Origin of the sequence: Microbacterium sp. KUDC0406, from assembly GCF_021582875.1 — a bacterium.
Lineage (GTDB): Bacteria > Actinomycetota > Actinomycetes > Actinomycetales > Microbacteriaceae > Microbacterium.
The window spans coordinates 266,997-279,845 of the sequence record NZ_CP091138.1 but is presented as its reverse complement, the minus strand read 5'-3'; the positions used below and the strand labels follow the sequence as shown (position 1 = coordinate 279,845).

Annotated in this window: 13 protein-coding genes, 1 tRNA gene and 1 pseudogene; 1 reads left to right on the top strand and 14 read right to left on the bottom strand. The window is 70.2% G+C overall.

From position 1 onward, the window contains the following. Positions 1-23: 23 nt before the first annotated feature. Positions 24-674, bottom strand: a complete 651-nt coding sequence (locus tag L2X99_RS01480) for an IMPACT family protein (RefSeq protein WP_236125362.1) — start codon at positions 672-674, stop codon at positions 24-26. An 18-nt stretch (positions 675-692) separates the two neighbouring features. Beyond that, positions 693-1,253, bottom strand: a complete 561-nt coding sequence (locus L2X99_RS01475) for a PadR family transcriptional regulator (protein ID WP_236135540.1) — start codon at positions 1,251-1,253, stop codon at positions 693-695. An 80-nt stretch (positions 1,254-1,333) separates the two neighbouring features. Here L2X99_RS01475 and L2X99_RS01470 point away from each other — a divergent pair, with 80 nt between their 5' ends. After that, positions 1,334-1,798, top strand: a complete 465-nt coding sequence (locus L2X99_RS01470) for an SgcJ/EcaC family oxidoreductase (RefSeq protein WP_236125363.1) — start codon at positions 1,334-1,336, stop codon at positions 1,796-1,798. Positions 1,799-1,806: 8 nt separating this feature from the next. Here L2X99_RS01470 and L2X99_RS01465 read toward each other — a convergent pair whose 3' ends face one another. From L2X99_RS01465 to L2X99_RS01410, 12 genes and pseudogenes are all read right to left on the bottom strand, one after another. Continuing rightward, entirely contained in the window at positions 1,807-2,334 is a 528-nt protein-coding gene (locus L2X99_RS01465) for a DUF1697 domain-containing protein (RefSeq protein WP_236125364.1), read from the bottom strand. Beyond that, entirely contained in the window at positions 2,331-2,909 is a 579-nt protein-coding gene (locus tag L2X99_RS01460; RefSeq protein ID WP_236125365.1) for an isochorismatase family protein, read from the bottom strand. The genes L2X99_RS01465 and L2X99_RS01460 overlap by 4 nt, the downstream gene beginning before the upstream one ends. 70 nt (positions 2,910-2,979) lie before the next feature. Next, positions 2,980-3,054, bottom strand: a tRNA-Thr gene (locus tag L2X99_RS01455). Positions 3,055-3,126: 72 nt separating this feature from the next. Beyond that, positions 3,127-4,680: an alpha/beta hydrolase gene (locus tag L2X99_RS01450; RefSeq protein WP_236135539.1), complete on the bottom strand. Its 1,554-nt coding sequence runs from the start codon at positions 4,678-4,680 to the stop codon at positions 3,127-3,129. Beyond that, on the bottom strand, positions 4,677-5,834 hold the full coding sequence (locus L2X99_RS01445; protein ID WP_236125368.1) for a DNA polymerase III subunit delta': 1,158 nt from the start codon (positions 5,832-5,834) through the stop codon (positions 4,677-4,679). The genes L2X99_RS01450 and L2X99_RS01445 overlap by 4 nt, the downstream gene beginning before the upstream one ends. 422 nt (positions 5,835-6,256) lie before the next feature. Then, positions 6,257-6,877: a dTMP kinase gene (gene tmk / locus L2X99_RS01440; protein WP_236135538.1), complete on the bottom strand. Its 621-nt coding sequence runs from the start codon at positions 6,875-6,877 to the stop codon at positions 6,257-6,259. After that, positions 6,874-9,773 (bottom strand): annotated as a pseudogene (gene topA / locus L2X99_RS01435) (type I DNA topoisomerase). The gene tmk and the pseudogene topA overlap by 4 nt, the downstream one beginning before the upstream one ends. Positions 9,774-9,852: 79 nt before the next feature. Beyond that, positions 9,853-10,182 carry a helicase gene (locus tag L2X99_RS01430; protein WP_236125370.1) on the bottom strand — a complete coding sequence of 110 codons (330 nt, stop codon included), beginning with the start codon at positions 10,180-10,182 and terminating at the stop codon, positions 9,853-9,855. A 69-nt stretch (positions 10,183-10,251) separates the two neighbouring features. Next, positions 10,252-10,563, bottom strand: a complete 312-nt coding sequence (locus tag L2X99_RS01425) for a TadE family type IV pilus minor pilin (protein WP_236125371.1) — start codon at positions 10,561-10,563, stop codon at positions 10,252-10,254. 41 nt (positions 10,564-10,604) lie between these two features. Continuing rightward, entirely contained in the window at positions 10,605-10,808 is a 204-nt protein-coding gene (locus L2X99_RS01420; protein WP_236125372.1) for a DUF4244 domain-containing protein, read from the bottom strand. 44 nt (positions 10,809-10,852) lie between these two features. Further along, positions 10,853-11,761 (bottom strand): type II secretion system F family protein, encoded by a 909-nt coding sequence (locus L2X99_RS01415; RefSeq protein ID WP_236135537.1) that lies wholly within the window; start codon positions 11,759-11,761, stop codon positions 10,853-10,855. Further along, on the bottom strand, positions 11,755-12,756 hold the full coding sequence (locus tag L2X99_RS01410; RefSeq protein ID WP_236125375.1) for a TadA family conjugal transfer-associated ATPase: 1,002 nt from the start codon (positions 12,754-12,756) through the stop codon (positions 11,755-11,757). Before L2X99_RS01410 ends, L2X99_RS01415 begins: the two co-directional genes overlap by 7 nt. Positions 12,757-12,849: the final 93 nt, after the last annotated feature.

The following is a 12,849-nucleotide window of genomic DNA, read 5'->3' as shown; positions in this document are numbered from 1 at the left end:
CCCCGATCAGCGCGGCACGTCGATCACGCGCGAGGCGCGTCGACCACGCGCGAGGCGCCCGTGACGAGCGGATGCCACGCCCCGGCCGACAGCGCGGCGACGTCGGCTTCGAGCACCGGAAGCGCGGCGGCCGGCGCCCACACCTCGAAGGCCGCGTCGGCTCCGTACGCCGTCTCCCCGAGCACCGCGCCGTGCGCGTCCACCCACTCGCGCAGCGCGTTGTCGAACCGGCCGGCCTCGGCGTGGGGCACGGCGACCGTCGCCTGCGAGAGCAGCATCCGATCCCTCAGCGTGGCGAGATCGAGCGCCTCCGAGACCGCGGACGAGTATGCACGCACCAGTCCACCGGCTCCCAGTTTCACGCCGCCGAAGTAGCGCGTGACGACGGCTACCACATCGGTCAGTTCACGACGGCGCAGCACTTCGAGCATCGGCATGCCGGCGGTACCGGCCGGCTCGCCGTCATCGGATGACCGGGCGCGGTCACCGCGCAGGCCAGTGACCTGCGCCGAGCAGTTGTGCCTGGCATCCCAGTACCGCTTTCTGATCGCGGCGATCACCTGATCGGCTTCCTCAGGAGAGCAGACGGGGGCGACATGGGCGAGGAACCGGGACTTCTTGATCACCAGCTCGTGGTCGACGGCGGCGGCGATCGTGGCGGGATAGTCGGTCACGACGGCAGCCAGCCGAGCTCACCGGAATCCAGGCGCTCGGCGATGCCGGCGAACCACTCGCGCTCGGCGGCGAGCTGATGCCGGTCGTACTCCGCCTCGATGAGCAGGATCGGCGGGACATCGGCCGCCGCCGGCGAGATCAGATGCCGCCAGAGCGATGGCGGCATCCAACGCGGCGACGCGGGCGTGCAGGGCGACCACGGCGTCGTCCCGAGCGAGAATGCCCAGGAACGACAGCGCAGCGACAGTCACCGTGCGATCCGCCTGCGGCGTCGACAGCAGGGCGAACACCCGTCTGCGCGCCTCCGCGCGACCTGCCTCGGTGAGCGCGAACACGGTGCGCTCCGGGCGGCCCCCGGCCTGCTCCGAACCGATCGGCTCGATGAGATGAGCAGCCTCGAGCCGCTGCACGGCGTGGTAGATGCTGCGCGGAGCGCCGGTGACGAAGTCCTTACGGGTCTCGACGACGAAGCGGTGGATGTCGTAGGGGTGCCGCGGCCCGACCGTGAGCAGAGCGAGCACGGTCAACGCCGGCAGGTCGCGCTCGGCGCGGGTCAGCGGGCGATTCTGCTCGGTCACGCCTGCGAGTCTAGGGCTTGACACAACTTAGCGCATCCTGCACGATTTTCTTATTGCAATCTGCATTAAGAGGAGATGACATGAACGAGTACCCCCAGGGCATCGATGAGACGCTCGACAACATCCGTGCCGCCTGGGACGCCGGCGACGCCGACGCCTATGCTGCGGAGTTCACCGAGGACGCCAGCTACGTGATCTTCGCCGGGCTGATCAGCAGCGGGCGCGGGGAGATCCGCGCCGATCACGTGCCGGTCTTCGAGCGCTGGCAGCGCGGCAGCCGCATGTCGATGTCCGTCCTCGACGTGCGGATGCTCGGAGAGGATGTCGCCGTGGTCGTCACTGACGGCGGGATAGGCAAGGCGCGCCGCATCCGTCACGACCGCACTGTCCGTCACGACCGCGCTGTCCGACACGACAAGGTGCAGACCTATGTGCTTGTGCGTGAGGGCGACCGCTGGCGCTGTGCCGCCTTCCAGAACACCAAGCGCAACCGCCTGTTCGCCGCGGTGAACGCGCGCGAGAAGGCAAGGCTCGCGGCGGCCTGACCCCGCGTTCAGGCGGTCAGGTCGGCCAGCGTGCGCACCGTGCGCAGATTCCGCGCGGTGCCCGCCACGCCGAGAGCACGATCGAGCGCGGCCGGCGTGAGCCTGGTGGACTGCACGCCGCCCGCACCGTAGTCGATCCAGAGTTCCTGCCCGACGAGGGCCATCCGCTCCCAGGGCTGCAGTCGGGGCGTCAGCGCGTCCACCGCTCCCGGTGCGGCGGAGCCGTCCAGGAACATCGCGTGCAGCATCCTGTCGGCCGCGGCATCCGGGAACGGGTTCCCCGCCAGCGCCGCCACGAGCTCATCATGGCTGCGCTGCACCACGGGCGTGTCCACCTCGAACTCCGCGGCGATCAGAGCGCGCACCGCCTCGCGATCGGCGGGCAGATCGCAGAGGACGTTCCCGCTCGCGATGTAGGTCTTCACGTTCTGCAGACCGAGCCGGTCGGCGAGCAGGCTGCGCAGCTCCGCCATCGGCACCCGGTTCCTGCCGCCGACGTTGACCGCGCGCAGGAGCAGCGCGCAGCGCGAGGTCACGCGCCGCCCTCGGCGAGTGCCGCGCCGGCGTGCGCGAGTTCGGCGAGCGCCGCGGCACTGGGATCCTCAGCGACCCCGGCGACGAGGTCGGTGAGTATGCGCACGTGCACGCCGTGCGCGATGGCATCGAGGGCGGATGCCCGCACGCAGTGATCCGTCGCGATGCCGGCGACGTCGGCTTCGACGATGCCGTGCGCGGTGAGGATCTCGGCGACCGTGGCACCGTCGTCGGCGATGCCCTCGAACATCGAGTACGCCGGTCGCCCCTGACCCTTGCGCACGTGGTGCGTGATCGCCGTGGTGGTCAGCAGCGGGTCGTAGGCGGCGCCCTCCGTCTCGGCGACGCAGTGCACCGGCCACGTGTCGACGTAGTCGGGCTCGGTGGCGAAGTGCCCGCCGTTGTCACCCTCGGCGTCGTGCCAGTCCCTCGAGGCGACGATCACGTCGTAGTCACCGGCGTGTTCGGCGAGCAGGCGCGAGACGCCGGATGCCACGGCGTCACCGCCCTCGACGGCGAGCGCCCCGCCCTCGGTGAAGTCGTTCTGCACGTCGACGATGAGAAGTGCTCTGGCCATGGACCGAGCCTACGCCGTGGGTGCATCCCGGCATGGGAAAGGCCCGGGATGCTGCATCCCGGGCCTTCTCTGGAGCCACCTGTCAGATTTGAACTGACGACCTGTTCTTTACGAGGGAACTGCTCTACCCCTGAGCTAAGGTGGCGTGCGCAGCGAACTGCGGCACGATCAACGATCTTACCCTGTCATGGGCGGTGCAGCGAAACCGAGCCGCCTGTCACTCGCAGCGCAGGCCGTCCTGCGGCACGCTGCTGTCGAGGAAGAACGCGTCGACGGCGTTGTCGACGCAGGTGTTGCCCTTGTTGTAACCCGTGTGTCCCTCCCCCACGCGCGTGATCAGCACACCGTTCTCGAGCTGATCGGCGAGCGACTCGGACCACTCGTACGGCGTGGCGGGGTCGTTGGTCGTGCCGACCACCAGGATCGGCCCCGAGCCCGGTGCGGTGATCTTCTCGCGGGTGCCGGTGGCCGGATGCGGCCACTGCAGACAGGGGTCGGGCGCGTTCCAGTACGGCGCGAGCGTCGGAGCACCCTTCTCGACCTTCTCCCGTGCCGCCTTCTCGTCGGCGGGATCGGTGTCGACCGGGTAGTCCATGCAGTTGTACGCCGAGAACGCCTCGGTCTGGTTGTCGGTGTAGGTGCCGTCCTCTTCGCGGCCGTTGTAGCTGTCGGCGAGGAAGAACAGCGGTGTCGGGTCGCCCTGCAGCGCGGCGGTCAGTGCCTGGCTGAGGTAGTCCCAGTAGTCCTGCGAGTAGAGCGCCTGGATGATGCCGGTGAGCATCGTGTCGGCGCCCATCAGCCGGCCGTCGCCGCCCTCGAGGGGATTGCGGTCGACGGTGGCGAGCAGCGCCGACAGGTCGGCTCGCGCCTCGTCGACGGTGCCGTTGAACGGACAGCCCCGGCTCGAGACGCAGTTCTCGAGGTAGGCGGTCAGCGCGGACTCGAAGCCCAGGGCCTGGGTGGTGCCGACGTCGAAGCCCGGCACGGAGGGATCGATGGCGCCGTCGAGCACGAGGTGCGTGGCCCGCTCGGGATAGAGCTTCGCGTAGGTCGCGCCGAGGAACGTGCCGTAGGAGTAGCCCAGGTAGTTCAGCTCCGTGTCGCCCAGCACGGCTCGGAGCAGGTCCATGTCGCGGGCCGAGTTCACGGTCGTGATGAACGGCAGGATCCCGTCGGAGTTCTCGTCGCACGCAGCGCCGAACCTCTTGTTGCGAACGTTCAGCTCCGCCTCCCAGGCGGGGGTGTTGCGCTCCGACTTCGGGATGCCGTAGAGGTACTCGTCCATCTCATCGGCGTCGTAGCACTTCACCGCGGTCGACTCACCGACTCCGCGGGGATCGAAGCCGATGACGTCGAAGGACTCGATGAGGTCGGGGCCGACGGCGTAGTCGAGGCTGTCCCGCACGAAGCCCTTCCCGCTCGCGCCTGGTCCACCGGGATTCACCAGCAGCGACCCCTTCGCGGTGCCGTCCGCGCGATGCCGCGCGATCGCCAGCTCGATCTCGCCCGCACCCGGGTTCTCCCAGTCCAGCGGCGCCTTCACATCGGCGCAGTCGAACGACGGACCGCAGCCGGTCCAATCGATCGCCTGACCGTAGAACGGCAGCAGGTCGTCGGCGACCCCCGAGGTGTCGGGGGCCTTCGAGGCGGCCGGCGACGGCTCGGCGGGGATCATCGAGTACAGGCATCCGCTCAGCACGAGCGCCGCGGCGACGCCACCGGCGACGACGGCGGCGATCCGGCGCAGCCGGGAGGTCGTTCGGTCGTTCACGGTGTCCTTCCGCTCGTGACGGTCATGAGAAGGCTCTCCAGGGCGAGCAGCGGGGCGACGTTGCGCTCCAGCGACTCGCGGGTGTCGGCGAGCTGATCGAGTACGGTCAGGGTGCGCTCGATCGGCCAGGACTCGGCGAGGCCGCGCAGTTCGGCCTCGAGCTCGCGGTTGATCAGGTCGTCGCCACGGCCGTACTGCAGCATCACGACATCGCGGAACATCGACTGCAGATCGGTGAGCACTCTGTCGATGCCGTCTCGCAGGCTGCGGGTCGCACGCTTCTTCTGGTCGTCCTCCAGGGCGGAGATCTGGGTGCGCAGCGCAGGGGGCACGGCCTGTCCCTCGGCGATTCCGACCGTGCGCAGCAGGGCTGCGCGCTCGGTGGCGTCGCGCTCGGCGGTGAGCGCCTTCGCGTCGTCGGTCGCGGCCTGGATGACTCGACCGGCGACATCGACCGCGTCGCGGACCCCGCGCACTCCGAGGACGGCCCGCAGGGTCTCGTCGCGCCGCTGCCGAGCGGCTTCGTCGGTGGCGAGCCGCTGCGCCATGCCGATGTGACGCTGCGCGTGCCGCGCCGCCTGCTCGGCGATCTGCTCTGAGACGCCGGTGCGCGCCGCGATCAGATGCGCGACATCGGCGGCGTCGGGCTCGCGCAGGCGCAGTGCCCGGACTCGGGACCGGATGGTGGGCAGCAGGTCGGCCTCGCTGGGCGCGCAGAGGATCCACACCGTCTGCTCCGGCGGCTCTTCGAGCGCCTTCAGCAGCACATTCGAGGTGCGCTCGACCATACGGTCGGCATCCTCCACGACGATCACGCGGTAGCGGCCGGCGGAGGGGGCGAAGTACGAGCGGGCGACGAGGTCGCGCGCCTCCCTGATCGTGATGAGCACCTTCTCGGTGCGCAGCACGGTGACGTCCGGATGCGTGCCGGCGAGCACTTGACGCATGGTGTTCTCGTCGTCGGGGGTGTCGGCGATGAGCGCTGCGGCGAAGGCGTACGCGAGTGTGGAGCGCCCCGATCCGGGTGGGCCCGTGATCAGCCAGGCGTGCGAGAGCGCCGCGGGATCGGATGACGCCTGACGCAGCGTCTCCACCGCGCCATCCTGTCCCCAGACGTCCGTCCACGGGAACGGGGCGGTCGCGGTGGCGGTCATGATCTCCAGCCTAATCGGAGGGTACGACGCCCGCCTGTCAGAGCAGCGGCGCTGCGCCCCTCGGCGGGCGCAGGCGCGGGCGCGGCGCCGTCGCGCTACACATTCCCGCCCGCGCTGCGCGAATACGCGCCGCGCGAGCCAAAACCAGTAGCGCGACCCAGATCGGATGCCGAGAACCGCAGCGCGAGCAGAGAACAGCAGCGCGAACTGACGGGCGACCCGCACAAGGCATCCGCCGCACCGTCGCGCCACACGATCCGGCTCGCGTTACACCATCTCGCTCCCGCTACACAATCTCGCTCAAGCCACGCGAATACGCGCCGCACGAGCAAAGAACAGTAGCGCGACCCAGATCGGATGCCGAGAACTGCCGCGCGAGCAGAGAACAGCAGCGCGTAGGGAGACGGGGCGACGCCCGCTGGTCAGAGCAGGGGATCTACGCGGACGCGGATCTGCGCGGCGATCTCGTGCGCGGGAAGCGCCGCGTCGACGACGAGGAAGCGCTCGGGCTCCGCATCCGCCAGTGCGAGATACGCCTCGCGCACACGGATGTGGAACTCCTCCTTCTCGGCCTCCAGGCGGTCGAAAGGCTTGTCGTCGGCGTCAAGACGCAGGCGGGCCGCCGCCGGATCGAGGTCGAGCAGCACCGTCAGATCGGGCAGCGCTCCCTCGGTCGCCCACAGCGACAGGTCGCGCACCTCGGCGCCGTCGAGAACGCGGCCCGCTCCCTGGTACGCGACGGACGAGTCGAGATACCGGTCCTGGATGACGACCTCGCCACGTGCCAGCGCCGGCCGGACGACCGTCGCCACGTGGTGCGCGCGGTCGGCCGCGTACAGCAGCGCCTCAGCACGCGGGGCGATGTCTCCGCGATGGTGCAGCACGATGTCGCGGATCAACCGACCCACCTCGGAACCGCCCGGCTCACGGGTGTGCAGCACACTGCGCCCGCCCGAGCCGAGCCAGGTCGAGAGCAGCTCGGACTGCGTGGTCTTTCCCGAGCCGTCACCGCCCTCGAACGTGATCCACAGCCCTGAGGTCACGAGTTCTTCTTCGCCGCGTTCGCGGCGCGCGTCGCCGCCGCCTTCTTCGCCGCTGCCGAGCGGGCCGCCGCCTTCTCGGCATCCGTCTTCGCCGGTGCCTTCTTGGCCGCCGGCTTCTTGGCGGGAGCCTTCTTGGCGGGAGCCTTCTTGGCGGGAGCCTTCTTCGCGGGAGCCTTCTTCGCTCCGCGCTTGGGCGCCGGTCCCTTCGCACGTTTGTCGGCGAGCATCTGCACGGCGATCTCGAACGTGATGTCGGTCGGCTGCTGACCGCGCGGAATCGTGACGTTCGTCTCGCCGTCCGTCACGTAGGGGCCGAACCGGCCGTCGCGGATGCGGATCGGCTTGCCGCTGACCGGGTCGGCCTCGAACTCGGCGAGCGCACTGGATGCCCGACGCGCGCCCGCTCCGTACTTCGGCTGGGCGTAGATCGCCAGCGCCTGCTCCACAGTGATGTCGAAGATCTGCTGCTCGTTCTCGAGCGAGCGGGAGTCGGCGCCCTTCTTCAGGTAGGGCCCGTACCGGCCGTTCTGCGCGGTGATCTCGTCTCCCGATTCAGGGTCGACGCCCACGGTGCGAGGAAGGCTCAGCAGCTTCAGCGCCGTCTCGAGGTCGATCGAGTCGACCGACATGGAGCGGAACAGCGAACCGGTGCGCGGCTTGGGCGCGGCGTCCTTCTTCGCGCTCTTCTTGCCTTTGGAGCGGGGTTCCTGAGCCTGTCGAAGGGCGACGACCTCGCCGGTGGCCTCATCGACCGCGGCCTCATCGGTCACCGGATCGTTCTCCTGTACATAGGGTCCGAACCGGCCGTCCTTGACGACGATGATCTTGCCGTTCTCGGGGTTCTCCCCCAGCACACGGTCGCCGGCGACGGGGCGTCGACGAGCTCCTGCGCCTTGGCTGAGGTGAGCTCGTCGGGCGCGAGATCCTCGGGCACGTTCACGATGCGCGGCTTCGCCTCGGGATTCGCCGGGTCGACCACCTCGAGGTACGGGCCGTACTTGCCGAACCGCAGCGTGACGTTCTCGGCGATCGGGGTGGAGTTCAGCGCGCGGGCATCGATCTCGCCGAGGTTGTCGACGACCTGTCGAAGTCCCTGATGCGCGTCCGAGCCGAAGTAGAACGAGCTGAGCCATTCGTTGCGGTTCTGCTCGCCGCGGGCGATCGCGTCGAGGTCGTCCTCGAGTGCGGCCGTGAAGTCGTAGTCGATCAGATCGGCGAAATGCTGCTCGAGCAGCCGCACCACGCTGAACGCCATCCAGGTCGGCACGAGCGCCTGGCCGCGCTTGGTCGCGTAGCCGCGATCGATGACGGTGCCGATGATGCTGGCGAACGTCGACGGACGGCCGATGCCGTGCTCCTCGAGCGCCTTCACGAGGGATGCCTCGGTGTAACGGGGCTTCGGGCTGGTGCGGTGCCCCTTGGCCTCGGACTCACCCATGCCGAGCTCGTCGCCGACGGCGACGGCGGGCAGGGACTGGTTCTCGGCGGCATCCTGCGCGTTGCGCTTCTCGTCGCGGCCCTCCTCATAGGCCTCGAGGAACCCCTTGAAGGTGTAGACGGTGCCGGAGGCGGTGAACTCGACGCGTTTGATTGCACCTGCGCTGAGCCCCGTCGAAGTGTCGGCCTCGAGCGTGACCGTGGTGGTCTCGTACTTCGCGTCCGACATCTGGCTGGCGACGGTGCGCTTCCAGATCAGGTCGTACAGGCGCTGCTCGTCGCGGTCCAGCTGCGAGGAGACGGATGCCGGAGTGCGGAAGGTCTCGCCGGAGGGGCGGATGGCCTCGTGCGCCTCCTGCGCGTTCTTGCTCTTGGACTTGTACACGCGCGGCTTGAGCGGCACGGCGGCGTCGCCGTACAGCGCGACGGCCTGGTTGCGCGCGGCCTGGACAGCCTGCGTGCTCAGCGCCGTCGAGTCGGTGCGCATATAGGTGATGTACCCCTTCTCGTACAGGCGCTGGGCGGCGCTCATCGCCTGCTTCGCGCTCATCGAGAGCTTGCGTCCGGCCTCCTGCTGCATGGTGGACGTGGTGAACGGAGCGTACGGGCTGCGGGTTCCGGGCTTGGCCTCGACCTTGGTGACGGTCGCCCGGCCTGCGGCATCCACGGCGGCGGCGAGCTCGGCCGCCTGCTTCTCGCTGAGGACGACGGCGGCCTTCTTCAGCTTTCCGGTGTCGTCGAAGTCGGTGCCGCGGGCGAGCTGGCCGCCGTCGACGCGCACCAGGCGGACGCGGAAACCTTCGACAGGCTCAGGGACCGACGTCTTGAACGCCTGCGACTCGACGTCCCAGTACTCGGCCGAGGTGAACGCCATGCGCTCGCGCTCCCGGTCGACGATCATGCGCGTCGCGGCGGACTGCACCCGGCCGGCGGACAGGCCGGTCTTGACCTTGTACCAGAGCACCGGCGACACGTCCCAGCCGTACAGGCGGTCGAGGATGCGGCGGGTCTCCTGCGCGTCGACGAGGGCGAGATCGAGTTCGCGGGTGTTGCCGACGGCGGCCTGGATGGCGTCCTTGGTGATCTCGTGGAAGACCATCCGCTTGACGGGGACCTTGGGCTTGAGCGTCTCGAGCAGATGCCACGCGATGGCCTCGCCCTCGCGGTCCTCATCAGTGGCGAGCAGGAGCTCGTCGGCGGACTTCAGGGCACGCTTGAGCTCGGCGACGGTCTTCGTCTTGCGGTCCGAGACCACGTAGTACGGGTCGAAGCCGTGGTCGACGTCGATCGAGTACTTGCCGTACGCCTTCTTGTCGGCCGCCGGGATGTCCTTCTTGTCGGCGAGGTCGCGGATGTGACCCACCGAGCTGAGCACCTCGTAGCCGTCGCCGAGGTACCCCTGAATAGACCGCATCTTCGTCGGGGACTCGACGATGACGAGCTTCTTGCCTTCAGCCAAGGGTGCGTCCTTTCTTCGAAGCACACCATACACACCGCGTTCGTGTACGGGACACAGCGATGAGTGAGGGGTTCCGCTGTCATGATCCTTCGGGTGGGCCCGCTCTGGCGCGGGCGACGGCGGCGAGACCAGCGTACGCCGCCTGCACCTGCACGGTCGCCACGAGCCCGTCCACCGAGCAGTCGACCATGGCTGCTCCGGATGCCGCGGCCACCCGTTCGGCGACGACGCAGGGATCGTCTCCCGAGGCCACCGCGCCGGAGGCCGTGTCGGCGGCGGCGAGCGCGGCGGCGTCCGCCGCGGCCGCCGAGCGCTGTGCGGTGGCGGATGCTCCGCCCACCGCCGCGAGGCCGAGGGCGAGTGTCGCGGTGACGGCGAGCACGCCGGTCGCGAATGCCGTTCCTGCCATGACCTGTCCTCTCTCTGCAGATGGTGATGCGATTCGTCTCGCTGGCGCTCGCTCAACGATCGGGTGAGGTCACAGGCCGCCCGAGAGCGCGCAGCTCGACGCACGCAGGGGCACCGTGATCACCCGACCGACCGACAGATCGGCCGTCGCGGTGACGCAGATCAGATCGCCGCGCTGCTCGGACGCCGCACTGGCCCCGTCGACCGCGGAGCTGATGGCTCCGAACGCGCGGCCTGCGCTCTCGCCCCGACCGAGCAGCCGGGCGGCATCGGCCGCGGCATCCTGCAGCGCGACCTGGCGAGCGGCGGCGGCGAGCGCGCCGACGCCCAGCAGCAGCACCAGGAGCACGGCGGGGACCGCGATGGCGAGTTCCGCCGCCACCGATCCCCGATCGTCCGGCGTCCGCCGCCCGCGCGATCGCATCACGACACCGTGAGCGCCCGGCGCACGAGGTCGGTGAGGATGCCGCGCACCTCGTCGGACCTCATGATGACGACCAGGAGACCCGCGAAGGCCACGGCCGCCATCGTCGTGATCGCGTACTCAGCCGTCGCGGCTCCTGACTCGTCGGCGAACAGCGACGCGGCTCTGCGCCGGGTCAGCTCGGGGATCGGGTTCTCGTTCATTTCCTTCTTCTTTCTCTCGGCGGGCGCCTGCTGCGCCCGGACGTTCAGATCGGCAACGGGGTCGAGGTGAGGACGCTGAGCATGAGCGGGGCGACGCCGAGCAGCAGGAACGCCGGCAGCGTGCACGCTCCGAGCGGCAGCAGGAGCCGCGACGAGAGGCGCGCCGCGCGCAGCCGTCCCTGCACGCGGGCCTCCTGACGCTGCTGCGCCGCTGAGGCGCGCAGCAGCTCACCGGCGGGGACACCGGCGGAACGCGACAGCTCCAGCACGGAGGCGGTGCGGTCGGCGTCGTCGCCGAGCGAGGCGGCACTGCGCTCCACCAGCTGCAGCGCCCGCGGGATCGCCGCGCCACCGGCGAGGGCGACGGACATGAGCTCGGCATGCATCCCCGGCGTGCCGGAGGCGGGCTGCGCCCTGCGCACCAGCGCCGCCGTCCACCCGCGTGCAGCCAGCACGAGAAGCACGCCCGCCACCACGCATCCCGCGCCGAACGGGTTCGTCACGAGCACGCCGATCGTGTCGAAGCCGAGCGCGAGCCCCAGGAGCAGCCCGGCGAACGGCAGCCACAGCAGCAGCCGGGCCGTGCCGGTCGGCTCGGCGAGCGCGATCCGCACATCGTCGGCCGCGGTCGCAGCGTCCTGCAGCGACTCGGCGAGAGACCGCAGCACCTCGGCGAGCGGCGCACCGACGATCGTCGCGATCTCCCACGCAGCGGCGACATCGACCCAGGCACCGTCCTCCGCGGCGATCGCCGCGATCAGTTCCCCGCCCTCGTCGCAGCGCGCCACCACGCGCTCGGCATGGGCGTCCCCGGACTCGGCGAGATGCCCCCAGGCCGTCATCGGCCGGGCACCGGCCTGAAGCAGCACCGCGAGGGTGCGGACTGCGGCCGCCGCCTGGGCGGCGTCGATTCCGCCATCCGTCGTCCTGCGGGACCGCAGAGATCTCACCACGGCCGCACCTCCTCGATTCCCAGGCGTTCGCCGTCGAGCACGAACCGGCCGGTCTGCACGATCTGCCGGGTGCCGTCCGGGCGCCTGGCGAGATGCACCACCACGGTGAACGCGCTCACGACCTGGCGCGCCAGCGCCGGCGCATCCATCCCCGCGAGCGCGCCGAGCGCCTCGAGGCGGGCAGGCACGTCGGCCAGACCGCTGGCGTGCAGGGTGCCCGCTCCGCCGTCGTGCCCGGTGTTCAGCGCGGTGAGCAGATCGCGCACCTCCTCACCACGGCACTCCCCCACGATCAGCCGGTCGGGCCGCATCCGCAGTGATTCGCGGACCAGCATGGCGAGGGTGATCCGGCCGGCGCCCTCCAGGTTCGCCTGGCGCGCCTCCAGCGCGACGTGGTGCGGATGCGGCGGCCGCAGCTCCGCGACGTCCTCGATCGTGACGATGCGCTCCGCCTCGGGCACAGCGGCCAGCATCGCCGAGAGCAGAGTCGTCTTGCCCGTGCCCGTCCCTCCGGTGATGAGCACGTTGGCACGGTCGGCGACAAGCGTGCGCAGCCAGTTGTGCTGCGCAGTGTCGAAGGCGCCCAGTGCGGCGAGCGCGGCAAGATCCGCGGCGCGCACCCGCGGCACGCGGATCGACAGCGCGGTGCCCGACGTCGACACCGGGGCCAGTACGGCGTGCACCCGGATGCCGGAGTCGAGGCGCACGTCGACGCACGGGGCTCGGTCGTCCAGATGACGTCCGCCGAGACCCACCAGTGCGACGGCCAGATCGCGCACCTCGCGCTCGGATGCCCGCCACTGGGGCACACGCTCAGCACCGTGACCGCGATCGACGAAGAGCCCGCTCGCACCGTTGACGAAGATGTCGGTGACCCGCTCGTCGGCGCAGTGCTCGGCGAGCGCGCCGAAGGCCGGATCCACCTGCAGTGGCGCGGCGGGAGCGCCAGGGGCAGTCGGCGCACGGCGAGGGCGGAGCACGAACGGATCGGTCATGTCCCGACGCTAGAAGCGCGCCGCGGCGCCCGGATGCACGGAACCCACGCCCTGTGCAGAAGAGATCGTCGGGGGCGATTGTGGAGTGCCGAC